This window comes from Luteimonas abyssi, assembly GCF_001482195.1.
Classification (GTDB): Bacteria; Pseudomonadota; Gammaproteobacteria; order Xanthomonadales; family Xanthomonadaceae; genus Luteimonas; species Luteimonas abyssi.
In genome coordinates this window covers 2,931,071-2,953,292 of record NZ_KQ759763.1, presented here as the reverse complement: position 1 = coordinate 2,953,292, position 22,222 = coordinate 2,931,071, and the positions used below count along the sequence as shown (strand labels likewise).

Here is a 22,222-nt window from a genome sequence, read left to right as displayed (position 1 = left end):
GGGCGGATCGGGCAGAATAGCCGGGCTGTTCCACCGACGAGCCGACATGAAGCGATCCAAGACCACCGCCCTCCTGCTGATGAGCGCCGCGCCGCTGCTGCTCACCGCCTGCCAGCGTACCGACGCGGTCCAGGTGCAGGAAGGCCTCTACACCTCGGTGCAGGCCTGTACCGAGGCCACGCAGAATCCGTCGGCCTGTCGGCAGGCGTTCGAGGCGGCACAGGCGCAGTCGGCCGAGAGCGCGCCGCAGTACGCCTCACGCGAGGCCTGCGCGCAGGATTATCCGGCCGAGCAGTGCGTCGAGCAGCGCACGGCGGGCGGGCAGTCCTTCATCGGCCCGATGATGATGGGCTTCGTCATGGCGCAGATGCTCAACAACAATCGGCCCGTGCCCGGCCAGGCCGCGCGGGGTGCGCCTGCGTTCCAGGATCGCGGCCGCGGCTGGGCCACGCCGGAGTTGCGGCCGGGGCCGGGCGGTGCGCAGGCGGCCACCGGCAACCGGCTCACGCCGGTGACCACCGAGCCCAATCGCGCGGTCACCGCCAGCCGCGGTGGTTTCGGCACCACCAGCCGCAACCGCAGCACGTCCGGCGGCTGAGCGCGGGTGAAGCGGATCGCCATCGCCGAGCGTGCCGACTGGCGCGCCCGGGCCGAGGACGCCGGTTTCGCGTTCCACACCCTCGACGACGCGCGTTACTGGGACGAGCGGGCGTACTACGCGTTCACCCTGCGCCAGATCGAGGACGATCTGGAAGACCCCACCGCCGAACTGCACGCCATGGCGCTGGATCTGGTGGACGAGGTGGTGCGCAGCGAGGCGCTGATGACGCGGCTGGCGATTCCCGAGCCCTTCCGCGACTGGGTGGCCGACAGCTGGCGCGCGCGGCACCCGCATCTCTACGGCCGCATGGATCTCGCCTACGACGGCCGCGCCCCGGCGCGTCTGTACGAGTTCAACTACGACACGCCGACCTCGTTGTACGAGGCCAGCTTCTTCCAGTGGCAGTGGCTGGAGGACCAGTGCGCGGCCGGCGTGCTGCCGGCCGACAGCGACCAGTTCAACGGTATCCACGAGGCGCTGGTGGCGCGCTTCGGCGAGCTGATGGCGCGCCTGCCGCCGCCGTTGTGCTTCGCCGCGGTGGCCGCATCGGCCGAGGATCGCGGCACCGTCGATTACCTGCGCGACTGCGCCGCGCAGGCGGGGTTGCGCGGCGAGGCGATCGCGATCGAGGACATCGGCCTGTCGGCCGACGGCCGCTTCACCACCCTCGACGATCGGGTGATCGGCACGCTGTTCAAGCTGTATCCGCTGGAAGACCTGATGGCGGAATCGTTCGGACAAGCCCTGCCCGCATCGGGCCTGCAGTTGCTGGAGCCGGCGTGGAAGGCGGTGCTGAGCAACAAGGGCATCCTGCCGCTGTTGTGGGAGCGCCATGCCGGCCATCCGAACCTGCTCGAGGCGCGTTTCGACGACGGTGCGGACCTGCCGGCCGGCTGGGTACGCAAGCCGCTGTTCTCCCGCGAAGGCGCGAACATCGCGATGCATCTCGACGACGGCAGCCGCGAGGAGAGCGCGGGCCCGTACGGCGGTCCGGCCATCGTCCAGCGTGCGCACCCGCTGCCCGGCTTCGACGCGCCGGACGGGGGGCGGCGCTACCCGCTGATCGGCAGCTGGGTCGTCGGCGACCGCGCCTGCGGCATCGGACTGCGCGAGGACGACAGCCGCATCACCCGCGACAGCGCGTGCTTCGTGCCGCACGCCATCGTCGATGGCCCGGCGCCGTCGGAGCCGGTGCGGATCTATCTCTGACCCGCCCGGTCGTCAGCGGTACGACGACAGCCAGGTCTCGATGGCATCGCGCAGTCCCGGCTGCGGCGCGGGTCGGATGTCGAAGGCCTCCGCCAAAACCGCGAGGACGTCGTCGGCATCGGCCAGCTGCCGGTGTTGGCTGGGCCGGCCCGGGCGATGCAGGGTGAAGCGCCCGTTGCCGATCGTGCGGCGCCACCCCGGGCCGGCACGCGCCACGCGCAGTTGCCCGGGAAAGCTGGAATCGGGGTGGGTGCAGACGTACCAGTTGCCGACCTCGCGGTCGATCGCGGGCACGGGGCGGAGATCGAACCGGTACAGCGGTCGCCACCGGTCGAGGATCTCGGCCTGCAGCGTGTGGAGGCCGTCGGGGGCGAGATCGATCCGGTAGCGCCCGTGCGGCGTGGACTGCGGATCGCGGCGGTCCAGCCGTAGCGGCGCGGTGGGCGTGTTGCCACCGAAGCCGACATCGACGAGATGGGCGGCGCCGTCCAGCGTCGCCAGGCCGCACAGGTGGGTCTGCGCGGTCGGTGTGCGGTCGTCGCCCTCCACGACACGCGCCGCGATCGCGCGGACATCGAAGCCGAGCGTCTGCAGCAGGGCGAGGAACAGGCCGTTGAGCTCGTAGCAGTAGCCGCCGCGCGTCGCCTGCAGCACTTTGCGCTGCACCGACGGCAGGTCGATGGCGACCGGCTCGCGCATGAGGCTCGCGAGGGTTTCGAACGGCACGACCGCGTTGTGCCGCGTCTGCAGCCGGGTCAGGGCGTCCAGTGTCGGCGCGGCGGGGGCCGGCAGGTCGAGCCGGCGGAGGTAGAGCGCAGTGTCGAGGGTGGTCATGGCCTGTCGGTCGGGGACATGCGGTGCGGCAGCATCGAGGCTCAACCCTGGTCGAGGTCAAGCCGCTCGTTCGCCGGTGTACCCGGGGCCGGGCGATCGGCGCGTGGGTCGTCGGTGCGCGCGGGCGTTGGCTGCGGCGCCGAATTACCGTACCCTTCGGTACGGTAATTAAGGACGAGCCCCCCACGATGCGACCACCCGCCCCGGCGCGCCCGCGCGCGCCCTCCTTCATTGCGCCTGCGAATCCGGTGATGGCATGGACCTGATGTTGCGGGGCCTGCTGTTGGGAGGCATGACGTCGCGGACACCGTCGGCATCCGGGCGTGTGCCCGCGGGCCTGGCCCGGGCGGTCCTCCCCTGCGTCCTCGCGCTGCTGGTCGCCTGCGGCGGCGGCGACGAGCCAGCGCCGCAGGCGCGGCCGGTGATCGTGGAAGCGCTGGCGACCGGTCACGGCCAGGCGCGCGAGCGGACCTATCCCGGCCGGGTGGAAGCGGCCGAGGGCACCCAACTGGCGTTCCAGGTGGACGGACGCATCGCGCGCCTGCATGTGGCCGACGGCGCGCGCGTGCGCCGCGGCGACGTGCTGGCCGAGCTGGACGCCAGCCCGTACGAGGTCTCCCTGCGCGAGGCGACGGTCAACGAGCGGACCGCCGCCGCCGACCTCGAACGCCGACGCGCACTGCAGGCCGAGGGCATCCTGGCGCCTGCCGCGGTGGAGCAGGCCGAGGCGCAGCTCGCCTCCGCACGCGCCGCGCGCGAAGGCGCGGCGTTGCAGGTCGGCTACACCCGCCTGCGCGCGCCGTACGACGGGATCGTCGCCCGCCGGCATGCCGAAGCCGGCGTGGTGGTGCCGGCCGGGCAACCGGTGTTCACCATGCAGGATGCCGGTGTGGTCGATGTGGCGGTGAACCTGCCCGAGCGCGACGCGTCGCTGTTCCGGTTCGGTCCGGATCTCGCCGGGACCGCGACCCTGCCGGCGCGTCCGGACATGCCGCCGCTCGCGCTGACCTACCGGGAGCACGCGACCGTGCCCGAGGACGGCGCACGTAGCTATCGCCTGGTCCTGCGCGGCAGCGTGCCCGAAAGCGGTGCCCTGCTGCCCGGCATGGCGTTGCGGGTCGCGTTGCCCGATCCGGCACCGGCCACCCTCGAAGGCGACCAGGCCTGGGTTCGGCTGGCGGCGGTACTCAGCGACGAACACGGCGGCGCGACGGTCTGGACGGTCGACGACGAGGACCGTGCGCAGCCGGTCGCGGTGGAGGTGGTGCGCATCGAGGGCGACCGCGCGCTGATCCGCAGCGATCTGGCCGACGGCGTGCCGGTGGTGGTGGCCGGCGCGCGCCTGCTGGAGGCCGGACAACCGGTGCGGCCGCAGGAGCGCAGGTAAGCCGTGGACATCGCCCGTTACTCGATCAACAACCCGGTCAACACCTGGCTCCTGATCCTGATCTGCCTGATCGGCGGCGTCTTCGCCTATCTGGACATCGAACGCCTCGAGGACCCGGCGTTCGTGATCAAGGAGGCGGTGGTCATGACGCCGTACCCGGGCGCGAGCGCCGAAGAGGTCGAACGCGAAGTCAGCGACGTGCTCGAGCGCGCGGTGCAGCAGATGCCGCAGCTGGGCGAGGTGCGCACGCGGTCGATGGCCGGGCTGTCGGAAATGCGGATCGAAATCCTGGATACGTACCGTGGGCCGCAGATCCCGCAGATCTGGGACGAGCTGCGGCGCCGGATCGGCGATGCGCGCGGGGACCTGCCGCCGGGGGCCTACGCCCCGATCGTCAACGACAACTTCGGCGACGTGTTCGGCATCTACTACGCGATCACCGGCGACGGCCTGACCCGGACCGAACTCTACGAGGCGGCCAAGGCCCTGCACCGCGGCCTGCGGCCGGTGGAAGGCGTGGGCCAGATCGAAATCGCCGGCATGGTGCAGGAGCAGTTCCTGGTCGAGATCCCGCAGGCGAGCCTGGAGGCGCGGCGCATCGCGCCCGAGGAGATCGCGCTGGCGCTCGACGATGCGCAGAGCGAGCTGCACGCGGGCGGCGTGCCCGGCGACGGCCTGTTCCTGCGGATCAGCCCGTCCGGCGCCTTCGACTCGCTGGAGAGCCTGCGTGCGCTGGCGGTGGGCAGCGGCGATGCGCGCGTGCGGTTGGGCGACATCGCCGACATCCGCCGGGTGTTCGAGGAGCGCCCGTCCCATACCGTGTTCCACGACGGCCGCGAGGCGGTCACGATCGGCATCGCCGGGCTGCCGTCGGTGAACATCGTCGAGGTCGGCGCGAACGTGGATGCGGCGCTGGAACGGCTGATGGCGCAAATGCCGATCGGCGTGGAACTGCATCCGATCTACGACCAGCCGCAGGTGGTCGACGACGAGGTCGGCAGTTTCGTGTTGAACCTCTTCCTGTCGGTGGCGATCGTGATCGGCATCCTGTGTGTGGTGATGGGCTGGCGGGCCGGCCTGGTGACCGGTTCGATCGTGCTGCTCGCCGTAGGGGGCACCCTGGTGGTGATGAACGTGCTGGGGCTGGAACTGGAGCGGGTGTCGCTGGCGGCGCTGATCATCGCGATGGGCATGCTGGTCGACAACGCGCTGGTGATCTGCGACGGCATCCAGGTGCGCATGAAGCAGGGCCGGTCCGCGATGGCCGCGGCCAGCCGTTCGGTCCAGTCCACCCGCTGGGCGCTGCTCGGCGCGACCGTCATCGGCATCCTGGCGTTCGCCGGCATCGGCCTGTCGCAGGATTCGACCGGCGAGTTCATGTTCTCGCTGTTCGTGGTGATCGCGGTGTCGCTGCTGCTGAGCTGGGTCCTGGCGGTGACGGTGCTGCCGATGCTGGCTTACCGCTATCTCGCCACCGACGAGGAGCGCGCCCGCGATGACGCCGCCGGCGACGAATCCGACGGGGGCGCCGCGTTCCAGGGCACATTGTTCCAATGGTTCCGACGGGTGATGGACTGGACCCTGGACCGCGCCCGGCTGACCGTGGCGGTGGCGGCGGCGATCACCCTGGCCTGTGCGATCGGTTTCGGCTTCCTGCCGCAATCGTTCTTCCCGCCGGCCTCGACGCCGATCGGGTTCGTCGACATCAACACCCGGGCCGGCAGCGATGTGCGCGCCACGTCCGATGCGGCGCGCGAGGTGGACGCCTACATCCGCGAGACGTTCGACGTGGCCGGCACGCTGACCCTGGTGGGGCAGGGCGCGACCCGCTTCATTCTCACCTACGGCCCGGCGATGCCGGATACGTCGTACGCCCAGGTGATGGTGCGGGTCGACGACGCGGACGATCTCGATGCGATCCTCTCGCAGGTCAACCGGGAGGCCGCGGAGCGGTTCCCCGACCTGGAGGTACACGGCGAGCGGATGGTGTTCGGCGCCGCGACCGAGGCCCGGATCGAGGCGCGCTTCAGCGGCGACTCGCCGGAGGTCCTGCGTGGGCTTTCGGCGCGGGCGCAGGCGGTGATGCGTGGCGGCAACCTGCTCAACGTGCGCGACGACTGGCGCCAGCGCGAGCTGCTGCTGCGACCGCGACTGGACCCGGCGCGCATGGCCGAGGCCGGGGTGACCCGGCAGGATGTCGCGCAGGCCTTGATGACCGCGACCGACGGCATCCAGCTGGCGGTGTTCCGCGACGAAGACGAGCTGCGGCCGGTGCTGCTGCGCGTGCCGGAATCCGAACGCGTCGATGCGGGCGGACTGCTCGATCGCGCGATCTGGGCGTCGTTGTCGCAACGCTACGTCCGCCTGTCGGATGTCGCCGACGGGGTCGAGGCCGTGCAGGTCGAGGCCAACATACAGCGGCGCGATCGGCAGCGCGTGATCTCGGTGCGCGGCGAGCCGCACATCGGCGAAGAGGCGAGCATGGCCCGCCAGCGCATCGTCGACGGCATCGAGGCGATCGAACTCCCGCCGGGCTACACCCTGGCCTGGGGCGGCGAGCACGAGGAATCCAGCGACGCGCAGGGTGCGTTGTTCGGCACCCTGCTGATGCCGTACCTGGCGATGATCCTGATCACCGTGCTGATGTTCGCCCGCGTGCGCCAGCCGCTGCTGATCTGGGCGCTGGTGCCGATGTCGATCTGCGGCGTCACCGTGGGCCTGGCGATCAGCGGCTTCCCGTTCGGCTTCGTCGCGCTGCTGGGCCTGATCAGCCTGACCGGCCTGCTGCTGAAGAACGCCATCGTCCTGGTGGAGGAAATCGACCGCCAGATCGCCGAGGGCGTGCCGCGGCGCACCGCGATCGTGGAAGGCACCACCAGTCGCCTGTCGCCGGTGGTGCTGCTGTGCGCGACGACACTGGCCGGCATGGTGCCGCTGCTGCCCGATCCGCTGTTCGGTTCGATGGCGGTGAGCATCATGGGCGGCCTGCTGTTCGCCACGGTGCTGACCCTGCTGGTGCTGCCGGCGCTGTATGCGCTGTTCTTCAAGATCGGAGCCGACGAAACCGTGGAGCGCGACGCATGATCCGCTACCGTCATCGCTACTGGCGCCCGGCCGCGCTGGCCGCGGCGATCGCCCTGACGGCCTGCGCGGCGCCGCCGGTGCGCGAGGTGCCACCGCTGCCGGCGGCCTACTTTTCCGCCGCGGACGGCGGCAGCGTGGCGGTCGATGCGCACACGCTGGCGCGCTGGTGGCAGACCTTCGACGACCCGTTGCTGGCCGAGTTCGTCGACAGCGCACTGGCGCGCAACCTCGACGTGCAGGCGGCGCTGGCCGAACTCCGGCGCGCGCGGGCGCAGTTGCGACTGTCGCGCGCCGCACTGGTGCCACAGCTCGATGTGGCCGGGCAGGGACAGCGCCAGTTCCTCGATGCCGAGCGCATCGCCGGCAGTCCGGTCGGCGAGGCACTGGGCCTGTCCGACACCGAGCACCTGGATTTCTGGCAGTTCGGCCTGACCGCGAACTGGGAGATCGACCTGTTCGGCGCCAACCGCCTGCGCAGCGCCGCGGCCGAGCGCCAGTTCGGCGCGATGCAGGCGCAACTGGTGGCGACCCGGCTGGCGGTGGCGGCCGGCGTCGCCCAGGGCTACGTGCAGGCGCGCACGCTGCTGGCGCAGCGCCAGGTGCTCGACGAGAGCATCGCGCTGGCGCGCGAATCGGAGCGCGTGGCGGAGGGCATCTTCCGCCTCGGCCAGGCGACCCGTCTCGATGTCGAGGCCGCTGGTGCCCGGCGTGCGGCACTGGAGGCGACGCTCGGCGACCTCGACGCCGGACTGGCCGAGGCGACGTTCGCCATCGACACGCTCACCGACCAGGCACCCGGCACGACCCGCGCCCGTCTGGGCGATGGAGGAACCGTCCCCCGTGCGCGTGCCGCCATCCCCACCGGGCAGCCGCTGGATCTGCTGCGACGCCGGCCGGATGTGATCGCGGCGGCCGCCGGCCTGGAGGCGGCCGATGCCGCCGCGCTGGCGAGCCGCCGGGATCTGTTTCCGAAACTCGGCGTCAGCGCCACGGTGGGACGCACCGGGTTCGCGCTGGGCGGCCTGTCCACCGCCGCCGACAGTCGCTCGCTGGCCGGAAGCCTGTCCTTCCCGTGGTTCGATTTCGGCGCGCCGCGTGCCGCCATCGACGAGGCGGACGCGCAGGCCGACGCCGGTTTCGTGACCTTGCGCCAGACGCTGGCGACCGCGCTGGAAGAAGTGGAAGTCGCCTCGGCCCAGCACCAGGCGCGGCAGCGCCAGCGGATCGCCGTGGACGAGGCCGTGGCCCGTGCCGAGCGCACGCACGCCATGGCACGCCGGACCTACGAAGTGGGGCTGGCGAATCTGTCGGATGTGCTGGAGGCGCAAAGCGAACTGCTCGACATGCGACGTCAGGCGGTGGAGATGGACAGCCAGATCGCGTTGACGCAGATCGCGCTCTACCGCGCGCTGGGGGGCGGCTGGCGGATCGACGACGAGGCGGTCGATGGGCTCGATGCGATCCGTCGCGAGTTGCGGACGCATCCGGTGCCGGATCGCATCCGCTCGTCGACCGCGGAGTAGCCTCGCGGCGCGACAGGCGCGTGCACGCGCCGTCGCCTTTCGGAGCGCATCGGCATCGATCAGCCCGGGCCCGCATCCGCCCGGGCAACGCGCCCCGGACATCGGCCGCGCGGTGTCCGCGGGCGGCGCGCGTGCGGCCGCCGCGTCGACCGGCGGCGGCCGGACAGGTGGATCGGCGGTCGCCCGCCTGTCCGGCCGGGGCAAGCGAACCAAAAAAGAAACGCCCCGCCGCAGTCGCGGTCGGGGCGTTCCGGTGCGCGCGGCGGGCCGTGCCCGTTGCGCGTCGGGGTCAGCGCACCTGTTGCAGGAAGTGCATGTGGCGCTGGTACTGGTCGAGCACGTCATGGATCAACGCGTCCTTGCGCCAGCCCATCACATCGTAGCCCTGGCCGCCCTCGCGCAGGTGGACCTCGGCGCGGAAATGCTTGTCGGCATTGGCGCGACGCTTGCGGGGATCCTCGAACATGAAACTCGGCGGGTCGTAGGGTTGTGGATGGATGGAATAGAAGAAGTCCATTTCCTCACCATGTCCGACCTCGACCCAGACGCGGCCGTTTTCTTCGGGGTCCGCCTCGACGCGGGCATCGAGACCCTGCTTGCGCAGTTCCTCGGCGACCTCCTCCAGTGCGGGACGAACCTTCTGATTGAGGAACTTCTGCACCTCGGTCAGCGTGGGATGCACGGTCAGCGACTGCAGGCGGGCCTTCCAGCTCTCGCCGTCCATGCCCAGTGGCAACACGCGCGCATCCCGCGTGCTGGCCTGTTTCACCATTTCCAGGCGCATCGCGCGCAGCATGCCCCAGCACATCAGGATCATGACGATGGTGAAGGGCAGGGCGCTGGCGATGGTCGCCGCCTGCAAGGCGGACAGTCCCCCCGCGATCAGGAGTGCGATGGCCACCGCGCCCTCGATCAGGGCCCAGAAGACGCGCTGCCAGGTGGGCGACTCCTCCTCGCCCTTGCTGGTGAGCATGTCGATCACCAGAGAGCCGGAATCCGACGATGTCACGAAGAAGATCACCACCAGCAGCGTCGCCAGGCCCGACGTGATCGTGGCCAGCGGCAGTTCCTCCAGGAACCGGAACAGCGCGACCGAGCTGTCGGCGGCGACCGCGGTGGCGAGATCGGTGACCCCGTCCACGATCACCATGTGCAGGGCGGTGTTGCCGTAGATGGTCATCCACAGGAAGGTGAAACCAAGCGGCACCAGCAGCACGCCGATCACGAATTCGCGGATCGTACGTCCGCGCGAGATGCGCGCGATGAACATGCCCACGAACGGCGACCACGCGATCCACCAGCCCCAGTAGAACAGCGTCCAGCCGCCGAGCCAGCTGGTGGGCTCGTAGGCGTAGAGGTTGAACGTCATCGAGAACAGGCTGGAGATGTACATGCCGGTGTTCTGCACCAGCGTCTGCATGATGTAGAGCGTGGGCCCGGCGATCAGCACGAACGCCAGCAGCGCCACCGCCATGATCATGTTGAGCTCGGACAGGCGGCGCACGCCTTTGTCCAGGCCCGAGACCACCGAGCCGGTGGCGATCAGGGTGATGATGCTGATCAGGATCACCTGGGTGGTGATGCCGACCTCGATATCGAACAGGTAGTTGAGGCCCGAGTTGATCTGGATCACGCCCAGGCCGAGCGAGGTGGCCAGGCCGAAGATCGTGCCCAGCACGGCGAAGGTGTCCACCGCGTGGCCGATCGGGCCGTGGATGCGGTCGCCGATGAGCGGGTACAGCGAGGAGCGGATGCGCAGCGGCAGGCCGTGGCGGTAGGCGAAGTACGCCAGCGACAGCGCGACCACGGCGTAGATCGCCCAGGCGTGGATGCCCCAGTGGAAGAAGGTGATGCGCATCGCCTGACGCGCGGCGGCCAGGGTCTCCGGGTCGCCGACCGGCGGCTCCGCGTAGTGCATGATCGGCTCGGCGACGCCGAAGAACATCAGGCCGATGCCCATGCCCGCGGCAAACAGCATCGCGAACCAGGTCGAGTAGGTGTAATCCGGTCGGCTGTGGTCCGGGCCGAGGCGGAGCCGGCCGAAACCGCTCATCGCCACGCCGATGACGAAGATCAGAAAGCCGGCGACTGCGGCGATCGTGAACCAGCCGAACTCTTCGGCCACCCAGCCCTGTGCGGTCTGGAAGCCCGCCTCCATCTGCTCGGGCATGATGAACGAGAGCGCCACCATGAGCAGCACGATGCCTGCGGACGGCAGGAACGTGGGCCACAAGACGCGGGAAAACGGGCCGGCCGCTTTGGTCGGTGCTGACGGATCGGGTTGGCTCATGACGAGTCCCTCTGCGTGCTGGGTGCCATGGATCGCGGAGCGGCCGCGGCACCGGATGAAGGCCGCGCGGCATGGGCCGCGCGGCGATGGGTCAGAAATAGAAACCGATGTTGATGTTCAACCGCGAGCGCCAGCGGTTGGAGCCGGGCTCCTCGATGCCGATGCCGTCGCCGCCGACGAACCACATGTTCTTGCCGGCGATCCAGTCCACGTAGGTGAACATCTTGTCCTTGGCGAAACTGCAGCCGGTGACGTTCTGCCACGACTCGCGCAAGCCCGGGTCGCTGCGGACCGGCTGGGTGGTGCTGAGGTTGTTGTAGCAGGTGATGGCGTCGAACCAGCCCGCGCGCGGCAGCTCGTAGGCGACGTTGAACGTCGGCACGTCGGCCTCGGCGGCGATCTCGAACGGGAACATGAAGGCCGACATCGCGATCCGCGATTCCGGCGTGCGGTAGCGATAGCGTGCCCACTGCAGCTGGACGGTGGTCGGGCCGCGTTCCCAGTGCGCGTGGAGCGCCGCGCCGTCGTGGTCGTACTTGCGGTTCTCCACGCGTTGCTCGACGCGGCCGTGGAACAGCGAGCCGCCCAGCTTGAGCTCGCCGCCGCCCCAGGCGCCGGTGTGCTCGTAGCGCAGGTTCACCCGCTCGCGTTCGCGATAGGGCAGATCGTCGGTCTGGGCCACGTCGAACGAATAGCGGTCGTAGCGTGCGCCGCTGCCGTACTCGTCGCCGAAGAACACGCCGGCATGGAACTGGTGCGGGCCCTGTTCGCGTTGCCAGACCACGCCCAGGTCGTAGTCGTCCTCGATGCCCAGGTAGTAGCCGGAGCCGAACCAGAAGCTGTGCGAGGCGTAGGGCAGCAGGCCGAACGGCGCCTGTTGGACGCCGGCGCGGATGTCCGAACTGTCGTCGAGCTCCCAGCCCACGTAGGCGTGGTGGAGGGCGTCGAAGCCGTCGTACCAGCGGTACTGCAGCGAGAAGAACGCCGGGCCGGTGCGGCCATCGGCGTCGATGCGGACGAGCTCGGGTTCGAAGTCCGTGCTGGGCCCGTAATCGAGCCACCCGTAGCTGAAGCGGACAGCGCCGCCAAGATTAAATTCAGGCTCTCCGGTGTTGGCATGCACAGGCGCACATGCCAGCAACAGGAGCCCACCCAACGTACAGATGCGGCCGACCCGATTCACGAGTATTCCGTCCTCCTTGATAAATGACCCCTCCCCCGAAGGCGAGGCAGGGTAACGTCGCCGCATCTGGATCGCAAACGCGATTGCGGCGAAAAGTGGCGAAAAAGCCGCGGAAAGATGCCGTTTTGGATGTCGCTGCAGTGTGATTTCGTGAGTGCGCCGGCCACGCGGACGCTCGATGCAGGCGAGCGATGCGAGGCACGCGCGGCGCTCCCGTCGCATGGCGCCGGGAGCAGGCCGGTTGCGCCCGGCCAGTCGCCTGATTAAAGTCAGACAATCGTCAGACTCTTGTCAGGAAAATGGACGACGCCCAGATCAGGTCCGTTCGCAGTTTCAATCGTGCCGTGACCCGCCGCATCGGCGTGTTGACCGACGATTACCTCGGTCGCGGGCGACCGTGGGGCGAGTCGCGGTTGATGTTCGAGATCGGGCGGGACGGTGCGTCCGCCCGCGAGTTGCGCGAGCGGCTGGCGCTGGATTCGGGTTATCTCAGCCGTCTGCTGCGTTCGCTCGAAGCGCAGAAGCTGGTGACGTCGCGCCCGTCGCCGCACGACGCGCGGGTCAGGATGGTGACGCTCACCCGCAAGGGCCTGCGCGAACTGGACGCGATGGACGGGCGTTCGGACGACGTCGCCGCGACGTTGCTCGGGCCGCTGACGCCCACGCAGCGTCAGCGTCTGGTCGCGGCGATGGCCGAGGTCGAATGGCTGTTGCGGGTGGGAACGGTCACGATCGACGTCGCCGACCCGGCCAGCCCGGCCGCGACCGCATGCATCGCGGCCTATGTGCAGGAGCTGCGTCTGCGGATTCCCGCGTTCGACCCCGGACGTGGCCCCACTGCATCAGCGGACGAACTCGTGCCGCCGAACGGTCTGCTGTTGCTGGCATCGCTGGACGGTGCCGCGGTCGGCTGTGCGGCCTTGAAGTCGATCGCTCCGGGCGTCGGCGAGATCAAGCGGATGTGGGTCGCGCCGGCCCTGCGCGGCGCGGGCATCGCCAGGCGCCTGCTCGTGGCGCTGGAGGCGCATGCGGTCGGGATGGGCATGCCGGTGTTGCGGTTGGATACCGCCGGCACCCAGGCCGAGGCGTTGGCGCTGTACCGCCACCGCGGGTACCGCGAGATCGCCGCCTACAACGACAACCCCTACGCCGATCACTGGTTCGAGAAGCGCATCGGCACCGCTTCGGAGGCGTCCGCGTAATCGGGCGCCTTCCGCCCGAGGCCGTCCGGGAATAGGCATCCCGGAGTCGCACGCGCTGGGTAGCATAGGGGGATGCAGACCACGTCCCACCCCGACGGCAGCGCGAGGCCAGCGCACGCCGATGCCGCCACGCAGTTGCATCCGGCGTGGTCCGGGCCCCGCCGCGCGCTGGTGGCGATGCTGGCCATCGCGTTGCTCGGCGGCTGTGCGGTGTTGCGCGAGTTCGCGCCGTCGGTCCAGGTCGAATCCCTCACGCCGGCCGAGTACATCGCCCTTCGGCGCGGCGACATCCTGACCACGGGAAACCTCAGCGCCGCGACCCGGGAGACTCTGCGGGTCACCGGCCTGCACGCCGGCCCCTGCCAGGCCACCGGCGCGACCTGCCGGCAGGCGCTGGCCGAGGGCGACACCGGCATCGACGATGAGCGGCGGCTGTCGGCGTTGACCGAACTGTGGTTGCAGGAGGCGCTGGCCCAGGATGCGCTGCGCGAACGCGAGCGCGATCCCCAGGTGCAGCTGGATGCATGGCTGGAGGTCGGCCGGCACGCCTACGCCTATCTGTTCCACAGCGGCCGTGCCCCGGAGACACGTGCGTTCGAGGACCGGCAGACCCAGGTCCGCGACTATTACAACCTGGCCGCGCAGGAGGCTGTCGCGCTGTTGTTCGACTGGTATGTCCATGGAGGCGGTGCCGAGGACGAGGCCGCGGTGCAGATCGAGCGCCTGCAGCGCGCGGGCTGGGACATCACCGTGGATGTCGAGGATTTCGCCGAGCAGTGGGGCGATAGTGCGCCGCTGGAGCTGGTGCCCGCGGCCTCGCTGTCGTTCGCCGGCCTGCGCAGCGTCTATCGTCGGGACGGCTTCGGTGCCGAGTTGGTCGCGGTGATGGCCGACGACCCGGTGACCACCGCGGCGGCCACGCGGGCGGCGGACGAGACCCGGGAGGCGCCGCCGGAGGGCGCGCGCGCATCGGACCCCGGGCCCCCGGACGCCGGTGCCCGGCATGCGGCGGGCGACGACCGGGAGCGGTCCGAACGCGCCCGGCGTCGCGCCCGGCAGGCGCCGCGCTGGAGCGAAATGCCATCGCCGGCGAACACGGTGCTGCTGGACTTCGCCGGCGACGATCTCGCCGCGGTCCTGGCACAGCGCGAAGTCACCATTTCCGTCTACGACCCCTACCGCACCGAAGCGGTGTCGCTGGGCGGGGTGCAGGTGCCGTTGGCCGCGAACTTCACCGCCGGCTACGGCCTGTGGCTGGCGCGCTCCGGCTTCAACCGGCAGTCGCTGCGCAGCCTGTTCGGACGCGGCCAGGGCATCGACCATCCGCATCTGTACCTGATGCAGCCCTACGATCCCGACCGGCGCATCCTGCTGATGATCCACGGCCTGGCCAGCAGTCCGGAAGCGTGGGTCAACGTCGCCAACGAACTGATGGGCGACGAGGCGCTGCGCGACCGGTTCCAGATCTGGCAGTTCTATTACCCGACCAACATGCCCATCGCGCTCAACCATCGTGCGATCCGCAGCACGCTGGAGAATGCCCTGCGCCATTTCGATCCCACCGGCACCGCGCAGGCCTCGCACGACATGGTGGTGATCGGCCACAGCATGGGCGGGGTGATCGCGCGGCTGATGGTGTCCTCGTCCGGGGACGCGCTGTGGCGGGAGTTCGAGCGCGAGGTCGAGCTCGACGACGGGCGGCGGGAGCGGGTGAAGCGCCGGCTCGCGCCGATCTTGACGTTCGAGCCGGTGCCGCAGATCGACCGGGCGATCTTCGTCGCCAGCCCGCACCGCGGCACCGAGATCGCCGGCAGCCGCCTGGGGCGCTGGTTCGGCCGGCTGGTACGCATGCCGCTAACCGTGCTGGAGGGGCTGGGCGACGTGCTGCAGGAAGTGGCCGGCGAGAACCCGGGCGAACGCCTGCCCAACAGCATCGACAACCTCGACCGCCACGATCCGTTCGTGCGCGCCGCGGCGGACCTGCCGATCTCGCCGGCGGTGCGCTACCACTCGATCATCGCGCGCACCCGCGGCGACGGGCCGCTGGAGGACAGCAACGACGGTCTGGTGCCGTACTGGAGCGCGCACCTCGACGGTGCGGTGTCGGAGCGGATCATCGTGTCCGGGCACAGCGTGCAGGAAACCGCGCCGGCGATCATCGAGATGCGACGGATCCTGCACGAGGACATCCTCGACGAGGGCGCCCAGGACGAGCGCGCCCGGCCGACGCCCGTCGGCGGCGGGCGCGCGGCATCGACGCCAGCCGCGGCCCCGGCCATCGTCCCTTGAGCGCCCTGTCTCAATGGGTGATGGCGCGTCGAGGCGCGTGGCAGGTGGCGGGCGCAGTCCTGCCGCGTCCACCGATGGCGTCCGACGATGCAGGACGCCCCGGCTTGCGGCGCCCACGCCCCGACCGCCTCAGTCGCGGTCCATCTCCAGCAATTCGCCGGTCCGTGCGGAATAGGTCAGTTCGACGCTGGTGAAGTCGCGCTGGCGGATCTCGATCTCGTACTCGCCGTCGTCGTAGGAGACTTCGGTCACCCGACCCGGAGCGCGACGCTGGGCGTCGGCCAGGATCGTCTCCAGCGAAGCGCCGTTGCGGCGATCGTCGGCGCGGGCGGCCGCCGCGGCATGCTGGGCGTCGTCGGTGGCGCGCGTGTCGTCGCGGGTCTGGGCGAACGCCAGCGGCGCGGCGGCGACGCCGACGGCGGCGGCCAGCAGCAGGGCGGTCGCGACGCGACGGGGGCGGGAACTGTCATTGGCGATGGCACGCATGGTCGATCTCCTTTGCGGGTCAGCCCCGGTGCGGGGCGGTGGGAAGCGGCCCGGTCGATGTCGCCGGGATGGGCCGCAGTCTCCGGATCGCGCTTAACCGCGTTCTGATCGTCGTGTTCACAAGATGGTTAATGGGCCCGGTCACACTGCGCGCATGTCCGTGCGCGCCCTGACCCTTTCCGCACTGCTGGCACTGGCCTGCGCGCCGCTGCCGGCGGTCCATGCCGACCCGCCCGGGCCGCCGCCGGCGACCGATGCCGCCTATGCGCGCGACGGCGTGCAACGCGGTGCGTTCGTGCGCCTGGAAACGCTGCTGGCGGATGCGGAGCGGCGCTATCCGGGCCGGGTGATCGAAGTCGAGTTCGACGACGAGGACGACGAGTACGAGATCGAGATCCTGATGGCCGACGGCCGCGTGGCGGAACTGACCTACGATGCGCGGACCGGGCGTCTGCTCGACAGCGAGATCGACGACTGATGCGCATCCTGCTGGCCGAGGACGATGCCGAGCTCGCCGGCCGGATCGCGGCCGTGCTGGCCGAGGCGGGCTTCGCCGTCGACCGGGTCGCCGACGGCGGGGACGCCGAGTTCCGCGGTCAGACCGAGGCCTACGATGCGGTGGTCCTGGATCTGGGCCTGCCGGGGCTCGACGGCGTCTCGGTGCTGCACCGCTGGCGCGAGGCCGACCGGCGCATGCCGGTGCTGGTGCTCACCGCGCGTGCGCGCTGGCACGACAAGCTGGCCGGTTTCGATGCCGGTGCGGACGATTACCTGACCAAGCCGTTCCAGCTCGAGGAGCTGGTGTTGCGGTTGCGCGCGTTGATCCGGCGCAGCGTCGGTCACGCATCGCCGCGGCTGCAATGCGGTGCGCTGGAGCTCGACGCCAATGCAGGCCGCTTCGTCCTCGACGGCACCGCGCTGGCGCTGTCGCCGCAGGAGTACCGCATCCTCGCGTACCTGATGCATCACGCCGGTCGCGTGGTCAGCCGCGCGGAGCTGGGCGAGCACGTGTACGACAACGGCTACGACCCGGATTCGAACGTGCTCGACGTGCTGGTCGGGCGGATCCGCCGCAAGCTCGGCGTGCCGTTGTTGCAGACCGTGCGCGGCCAGGGCTTCCGCCTGGCGGCCGGAGGGACTTGAGCGTGCGCGGCGCGTGGTCGCTGCGGTGGCGGCTGTGGCTGGCCGGCGGTCTCGGCGTGCTGCTCGCCGCGGTGGTCGCGGGACAGTTGCTGGGCACGATGTTCGCGCGCTCCGGCGAGCGCATGCTCGACCGCCGCCTGGACGACGATTTCGCCACGCTGGCCGGCCTGCTGGAAGCGCGCGCCGACGGCGGCTGGCAGCTGCGTCGCGAGCCCGCCGACGAGCGTTGGCAACGGATTTTTTCCGGCGCGTACTGGCGCATCGGCGAAGGTGCCGGTACGCGTACATCGCGCTCGCTGTGGGACGACAGCCTGCAGGCGGGTCCGCCGCCGGCGACCGGTCCGGCGCAATGGCGCAACCTGGACGGGCCGCGCGGGCAGGCGTTGCGTGCGCGGATCCAGCAGTTGCGGTTGCCGGGCGCGGATCGACCGGTGCCGGTGCTGGTCGCCGTCGACCGGACCGACGTACTGGCCGAGGCGCGCGAGTTCCGGCGCATGGCGATGCTGGCCTTCGCCGCGGCGGCCGCGGTGTTGCTGGCGTTGCTGGCATGGCAGGTGGAGTGGGGGCTGCGTCCGCTGCGGCGGATGCGCGGCATCCTGGCGCGCGTGCGCAATGGCGACGATGTGCGCTTCGGGCCCGAGCCATGGCCGGCCGAGGCCGCTCCGCTGGCCGCGCAGATCGATGAACTGCTCGACGATCACGCGCGCCGGGTGGAGCGTGCGCGCCACGCCGCACAGGATCTCGCGCATGCGCTCAAGACGCCGCTGTCGGTGTTGTCGGCCGAAGCGCAGCGTCCCGGTCCGGAGATCGCCACGGTGGTCGGCGAGCAGGTCGCACGGATGCAGGGCGAAGTCGACCGGCGCCTGGCCGGCGGACTGACCACCGATGCCCGACAGCGCACGCCGGTCGCGCCGGTGGCGGAATCGCTGCGGGTGCTGTTCCGGCACGACGCCGCCGCTGCGCTGCATTACCGCGTGACGGTGGCGGAGGACTGCGTGTTCGCCGGCGCGCGCGAGGACCTGACCGAACTGCTGGGCAACCTCGTCGACAACGCGGCGAAATGGGCGCGCGGGGAGGTGCACGTGCATGCGGCCGTGGACGCGGGGCGCCTGCGCATCGCGGTCGGCGACGACGGCCCGGGCATGCCGGACGAGGCGCTGACCCGCGCACGCCAGCGTGGCGTGCGCCACGACGAACGCATGCCTGGCCACGGCATCGGCCTGGCGATCGTCGACGACATCGCGCGCGGCTACGGCGGCACGCTGACCCTGTCCAATCGCGACGGCGGTTTCACCGCGACACTGGATCTGCCCGCGGGCTGAGTGTCGCGGACGAGGTGCGCGCGCTCAGTCGCCCGTCGCCGGCGTGCGCAGCCGCCGGTCGAACAGGTCCAGCGTCGATCGCCAGGCGTCCTGTGCGGCGTCGGCGTCGTAGCGCGGCGTGGTGTCGTTGTGGAAGCCGTGCTCGGTCCCGGCCGGCTGAAGCAGCGCGTGGCGCACGCCGGCGTCGCGCAGCGCGCGCGCGTAGTCCGGCCAGTCGACGTTGATGCGCGCGTCGTTGTCGGCCAGCACCACCAGCAGTTCCGCACCGATGCGCGGCACGTCGGCGAGCGGTGCGGCGGGGCCGTAGAACGGCGCGGCGGCGTCGAGGTCCGGGAGCTGGGTGGCGAGCAGGTTGGCGATGCCACCGCCGTAGCAGAAGCCCACCACGCCCAGCCGACCGTTGCCGCCGTCGAGCGTCCGCAGCAGGCGGGCGGCCGCGAGGAAGTCGGCGCGTGACTTCGGTTGCTCGAGCTGTCCGAACAATGCGCGGGCGGCATCCTCGTCGCCGGGGTAGCCCCCGAGGGGGAACAGTGCATCGGGCGCGAACGCGATATAGCCCTCCAGCGCGAAGCGTCTGGCGACATCTTCGATATGGGGGTTCAGGCCGCGGTTCTCGTGCACCACCAGCACCACCGGCGCGGGTTCCCGGCGGTCTGCGGGGCGCACCAGATACCCCCGGCCCCGGCCGTAGCCGTCGGGCGAATCGAATTCGAGCCATTCGGTGCTCAGGCGCGGGTCGTCGGGCGCGACCTGGCGCGCCTCGGCGAACCGCGGCGCCAGGGCCGCGAGCAGGCCGGCCGCACCGGCGGCGCCGGTGGCGAAGCGTGCGGCACCGGAGAGAAAGCCGCGCCGGTCGATCTGCCCGTGCACGTAGCGATCGAACAGGCGCAGCACCTCGGGATCGAAATCGCGGGCCGTGGCGCGGGGCGGTCGTGACATCGGAGACACCTCCAGGGGCGGGCGTCGGCCGAGGATACGCCGATGGTGCCGTCGGCGATGCGGCATCATGGGTCGAATTTCGTCCCGGAGCGCCCGCCATGTCCCTGTCCACACGCCTGCTGTCCGCCTGCGCGCTCGTCGCGCTGTCCGCAGGCAGCCTGGCCGCCGATCGCGCGCCGCCGGCCACGGGCGATGGCCCGGCCCAGGTCCGCGTCGTCGAGGACGCGGGCGCCTATCGCCTGCTGGTCGATGGCGCGCCCTTCCGGGTCGCCGGTGCCGGCCTGGGCGATGTCGGGCCGGACGGCATCGCACGCCAGGTCGAGCTGGTGCGGCGTGGCGGCAATTCGTTCCGGACGTGGAGCGTGGGCGACGATCCGCAGGCGATGCGGGCCACGCTCGACGCCGCGCAGCGCAACGGCCTGATGGTGGCGGTCGGCCTGGACGTCGCCAAGGAGCGGCACGGCTTCGACTACGACGACGCCGCTGCAGTGGCCGCGCAACTCGCGCGCCTGCGCGACGAGGTGCGAACGTACAAGGACCATCCCGCGGTGCTGATGTGGCTGGTCGGCAACGAGCTCAATCTCGAAGCGCGCAATCCGGCGGTCTGGGATGCCGTGGGCGAGATCACCCGGATGATCCACGAGGTCGATCCGGCGCACCCGGTGATGACGCCGCTGGCCGGCCTGGATGCGGACGTGGTGCGCGAGATCAAACAGCGCGCACCGGAGCTCGATCTGCTCGGCATCCAGGTCTACGGCGACATCGACGAGCTGCCGCAGAAGCTGCGCGACAGCGGTTGGACCGGTGCCTACATCGTGACCGAGTGGGGCCCGACCGGGCACTGGGAAAGCCCGGAGACGTCCTGGGGCGCACCGATCGAGGATCACGCCTCGCGCAAGGCCGAGCTGCTGATCGAACGCTACCGGCGCGATATCGACAGCGACCGGCGCCAGGGCCTGGGCTCGTACGTGTTCCTCTGGGGCCAGAAGCAGGAGCGCACGCCGACCTGGTACGGCCTGTTCCTGCCCGATGGCCAGACCACGCCGCGGGTGGATGCGATGCAGTACCTGTGGACGGGCGCCTGGCCCGAGAACCGCGCGCCCGAGATCGGGGCGATCCGGATCGATGGACGCGAGGCCGTGGACAGCGTGACGCTGGCGCCCGGTGCGCCCGCTTCGGCCCGCGTGGAGGCGCGTGATCCGGACGGCGACGCCATCGCGTACCACTGGCGGATCCGCGAGGAAAGCACCGCGACGTCGATCGGCGGCGATCCGGAACGGTTGCCGCCCGAGGTGCCGGTGCGGGTGACGCAGGATGCGCAAGGCCACTTCGAGTTCGAGGCGCCGGATCGGCCCGGGCATTACCGGCTGTTCGTCGAGACCCTCGACGGGCACGGCCACGCGGCCTACGCGAACTTCCCGTTCCGGGTGGCCGCCGCGGACGACGCGGTGCACTGAAGCGCCGCTGCCCGGCAATCAGCGGCTCGGCGCGGCCGTACCTGCTGCGGTGCCCTGTGCGCGGTCGCGCGTCAGCGGCAGGACCTCCTGCAGCAGCGCGGCGAGGAAGCGACCGGGCTCCTCGATCGGCGCCAGGTGCGCGGAATGTTCGAACCACACCGCGCGCTTGTGGGGCGCATCCACCGCCTCCAGCCAGCGCGCGGCCAGCGGCGACGGCGTGGTGTAGTCGTGCCGGCCCATGAACATCAGCACCGGCACGTCCAGCCGGTCGAGGTCGTCGAAGCTCACATCCCGTAGCCGCGGCCACAACGTGGTCACGCTGAGCAGGCTGCCGTCGGCCCAGGCCTTGCGGTCGGCAGCGTCGTACTCCGGCGACAGCCGCGGCGCGCGCAGATAGAAGTTCGCGTTCTCGCGGTACGCCGCCAGCGCACCGTAGCGCTGGGAAAACCGGCGCCAGCCGTCGGCCTGCTCGATGCTGAAGCGGTCGCCGTCGGGATAGGGCTGCAACGCCTCGATCGCGGCCACGGCCTCGGTGTCGCCGGCTTCGCGGGCACGGTCGAGCGTCCAGGTCATGCCGGTGCGTTCGTTCTCGCGGCTGTCGATGATCTGCCCGAGGCCGATGTAGGCGTGCAGCAGATCGGGTCGTGCGGCGGCCACCGACAGGCCGACGATGGTGCCCCAGCTGTGGCCGAGCACGATCACCTTGTCCTGTCCGTAGCGTGCACGCAGGAGGTCGATCAATTCGATCGCATCGTCGCGATAGCGTTCCGGCGTCATGGTGGGCGCGATGGCGTCCGGATCTTCCAGGCGGTACGACGTCCCCGCGCCGCGCTGGTCCCACTGCACCACGGTGAAGAAATCCTCCCACGCGCGCTGATGCGTCCATGCCATCGGCATCGCCACCGCGCCGGGGCCGCCGTGGATGTAGAGCAGGATCGGATTGTCGCGGTCGGCCCCGCGCACGCTGACCGCCTGCCGCGCGCCACCCAGCGTGACCTCGAACGCCTCCTGCACGCCGTTGGGGGTGACGATGCGCTGGATGTCGGCGATCAGGGCGCGCGCGGCCGCATCGGCGTCGTCGTCGATGGTGGCCTGCGCGAATGCGGCGGGTGCGGCCGGCAGCAGGCTGGCGCCTATGAGCAGGGCGGGTGCGAGATGTCGGAGCATGCGTCGTCCTCCTGGCTGGAACGCGTCCATCATTCGATCTTTGCAGCGGTGCATGCAGTGCCGGTCGTCACGCCGGGCCGTAATCGCCACTGATGCGCGGATCGGG

Annotated in this window: 17 protein-coding genes; 11 read left to right on the top strand and 6 right to left on the bottom strand. The window is 70.8% G+C overall.

Annotation, left to right across the window (positions count from 1 at the left end; translation table 11 throughout):
• Positions 1-46 precede the first annotated feature (46 nt).
• Both RG19_RS12785 and RG19_RS12780 read left to right on the top strand, forming a co-directional pair.
• On the top strand, positions 47-598 hold the full coding sequence (locus RG19_RS12785; protein ID WP_058835599.1) for a DUF1190 domain-containing protein: 552 nt from the start codon (positions 47-49) through the stop codon (positions 596-598).
• Positions 599-604: 6 nt separating this feature from the next.
• Positions 605-1,810 (top strand): glutathionylspermidine synthase family protein, encoded by a 1,206-nt coding sequence (locus RG19_RS12780; RefSeq protein ID WP_058835598.1) that lies wholly within the window; start codon positions 605-607, stop codon positions 1,808-1,810.
• A 12-nt stretch (positions 1,811-1,822) separates the two neighbouring features.
• On the opposite strand, the gene RG19_RS12775 is transcribed toward RG19_RS12780, so the two are convergent.
• Entirely contained in the window at positions 1,823-2,644 is an 822-nt protein-coding gene (locus tag RG19_RS12775; protein ID WP_058835597.1) for an arylamine N-acetyltransferase family protein, read from the bottom strand.
• Positions 2,645-2,900: 256 nt separating this feature from the next.
• Here RG19_RS12775 and RG19_RS12770 point away from each other — a divergent pair, with 256 nt between their 5' ends.
• From RG19_RS12770 to RG19_RS12760, 3 genes are read left to right on the top strand one after another with little or no spacing between them, the layout of a single operon-like run.
• Positions 2,901-4,031, top strand: a complete 1,131-nt coding sequence (locus tag RG19_RS12770; protein ID WP_058835596.1) for an efflux RND transporter periplasmic adaptor subunit — start codon at positions 2,901-2,903, stop codon at positions 4,029-4,031.
• Between the two features lie 3 nt (positions 4,032-4,034).
• The gene (locus tag RG19_RS12765) at positions 4,035-7,115 is read left to right on the top strand and encodes an efflux RND transporter permease subunit (RefSeq protein WP_058835595.1); all 3,081 of its coding nucleotides are present in this window, start codon (positions 4,035-4,037) and stop codon (positions 7,113-7,115) included.
• Positions 7,112-8,638 (top strand): efflux transporter outer membrane subunit, encoded by a 1,527-nt coding sequence (locus tag RG19_RS12760; protein WP_058835594.1) that lies wholly within the window; start codon positions 7,112-7,114, stop codon positions 8,636-8,638. The genes RG19_RS12765 and RG19_RS12760 overlap by 4 nt, the downstream gene beginning before the upstream one ends.
• Positions 8,639-8,927: 289 nt before the next feature.
• Here the strand turns inward: RG19_RS12760 and RG19_RS12755 are convergent, their stop codons facing one another.
• Positions 8,928-10,928, bottom strand: coding sequence for a BCCT family transporter (locus RG19_RS12755; protein ID WP_058835593.1), 2,001 nt, complete (start codon positions 10,926-10,928; stop codon positions 8,928-8,930).
• Positions 10,929-11,019: 91 nt separating this feature from the next.
• Positions 11,020-12,111, bottom strand: a complete 1,092-nt coding sequence (locus RG19_RS12750; protein ID WP_238376639.1) for an OprO/OprP family phosphate-selective porin — start codon at positions 12,109-12,111, stop codon at positions 11,020-11,022.
• A gap of 344 nt (positions 12,112-12,455) precedes the next feature.
• Here RG19_RS12750 and RG19_RS12745 point away from each other — a divergent pair, with 344 nt between their 5' ends.
• On the top strand, positions 12,456-13,313 hold the full coding sequence (locus RG19_RS12745) for a bifunctional helix-turn-helix transcriptional regulator/GNAT family N-acetyltransferase (protein ID WP_202905337.1): 858 nt from the start codon (positions 12,456-12,458) through the stop codon (positions 13,311-13,313).
• Positions 13,314-13,490: 177 nt separating this feature from the next.
• Positions 13,491-15,602, top strand: coding sequence for an esterase/lipase family protein (locus tag RG19_RS12740; RefSeq protein ID WP_058836605.1), 2,112 nt, complete (start codon positions 13,491-13,493; stop codon positions 15,600-15,602).
• A gap of 129 nt (positions 15,603-15,731) precedes the next feature.
• Here RG19_RS12740 and RG19_RS12735 read toward each other — a convergent pair whose 3' ends face one another.
• On the bottom strand, positions 15,732-16,088 hold the full coding sequence (locus RG19_RS12735; protein ID WP_058835591.1) for a PepSY domain-containing protein: 357 nt from the start codon (positions 16,086-16,088) through the stop codon (positions 15,732-15,734).
• A 154-nt stretch (positions 16,089-16,242) separates the two neighbouring features.
• Here RG19_RS12735 and RG19_RS12730 point away from each other — a divergent pair, with 154 nt between their 5' ends.
• The 3 genes from RG19_RS12730 to RG19_RS12720 are packed head-to-tail and all read left to right on the top strand — an operon-like array spanning position 16,243 to position 18,553.
• Positions 16,243-16,566, top strand: coding sequence for a PepSY domain-containing protein (locus RG19_RS12730; protein ID WP_058835590.1), 324 nt, complete (start codon positions 16,243-16,245; stop codon positions 16,564-16,566).
• A complete protein-coding gene (locus RG19_RS12725; protein WP_058835589.1) occupies positions 16,566-17,231 on the top strand; it encodes a response regulator transcription factor in 666 nt (221 codons plus the stop codon). Before RG19_RS12730 ends, RG19_RS12725 begins: the two co-directional genes overlap by 1 nt.
• A 2-nt stretch (positions 17,232-17,233) precedes the next feature.
• Positions 17,234-18,553 carry an ATP-binding protein gene (locus RG19_RS12720; RefSeq protein ID WP_058835588.1) on the top strand — a complete coding sequence of 440 codons (1,320 nt, stop codon included), beginning with the start codon at positions 17,234-17,236 and terminating at the stop codon, positions 18,551-18,553.
• Positions 18,554-18,577: 24 nt separating this feature from the next.
• Here RG19_RS12720 and RG19_RS12715 read toward each other — a convergent pair whose 3' ends face one another.
• Positions 18,578-19,492, bottom strand: coding sequence for a dienelactone hydrolase family protein (locus tag RG19_RS12715; RefSeq protein ID WP_058835587.1), 915 nt, complete (start codon positions 19,490-19,492; stop codon positions 18,578-18,580).
• Between the two features lie 98 nt (positions 19,493-19,590).
• On the opposite strand from RG19_RS12715, the gene RG19_RS12710 reads away from it, so the two are divergent.
• Positions 19,591-20,949, top strand: coding sequence for a glycoside hydrolase family 2 TIM barrel-domain containing protein (locus RG19_RS12710; RefSeq protein ID WP_058835586.1), 1,359 nt, complete (start codon positions 19,591-19,593; stop codon positions 20,947-20,949).
• An 18-nt stretch (positions 20,950-20,967) separates the two neighbouring features.
• On the opposite strand, the gene RG19_RS12705 is transcribed toward RG19_RS12710, so the two are convergent.
• Positions 20,968-22,116: an alpha/beta fold hydrolase gene (locus RG19_RS12705; protein WP_058835585.1), complete on the bottom strand. Its 1,149-nt coding sequence runs from the start codon at positions 22,114-22,116 to the stop codon at positions 20,968-20,970.
• Positions 22,117-22,222: the final 106 nt, after the last annotated feature.

Coding starts and splice junctions, on each gene's coding strand:
- RG19_RS12770 (WP_058835596.1), top strand. CDS start 2,901: ATGGACCTGATGTTGCGGGGCCTGCTGTTGGGAGGCATGACGTCGCGG.
- RG19_RS12725 (WP_058835589.1), top strand. CDS start 16,566: ATGCGCATCCTGCTGGCCGAGGACGATGCCGAGCTCGCCGGCCGGATC.
- RG19_RS12775 (WP_058835597.1), bottom strand. CDS start 2,644: ATGACCACCCTCGACACTGCGCTCTACCTCCGCCGGCTCGACCTGCCG.
- RG19_RS12735 (WP_058835591.1), bottom strand. CDS start 16,088: ATGCGTGCCATCGCCAATGACAGTTCCCGCCCCCGTCGCGTCGCGACC.
- RG19_RS12740 (WP_058836605.1), top strand. CDS start 13,491: ATGCTGGCCATCGCGTTGCTCGGCGGCTGTGCGGTGTTGCGCGAGTTC.
- RG19_RS12755 (WP_058835593.1), bottom strand. CDS start 10,928: ATGAGCCAACCCGATCCGTCAGCACCGACCAAAGCGGCCGGCCCGTTT.
- RG19_RS12760 (WP_058835594.1), top strand. CDS start 7,112: ATGATCCGCTACCGTCATCGCTACTGGCGCCCGGCCGCGCTGGCCGCG.
- RG19_RS12785 (WP_058835599.1), top strand. CDS start 47: ATGAAGCGATCCAAGACCACCGCCCTCCTGCTGATGAGCGCCGCGCCG.
- RG19_RS12730 (WP_058835590.1), top strand. CDS start 16,243: ATGTCCGTGCGCGCCCTGACCCTTTCCGCACTGCTGGCACTGGCCTGC.
- RG19_RS12715 (WP_058835587.1), bottom strand. CDS start 19,492: ATGTCACGACCGCCCCGCGCCACGGCCCGCGATTTCGATCCCGAGGTG.
- RG19_RS12710 (WP_058835586.1), top strand. CDS start 19,591: ATGTCCCTGTCCACACGCCTGCTGTCCGCCTGCGCGCTCGTCGCGCTG.
- RG19_RS12705 (WP_058835585.1), bottom strand. CDS start 22,116: ATGCTCCGACATCTCGCACCCGCCCTGCTCATAGGCGCCAGCCTGCTG.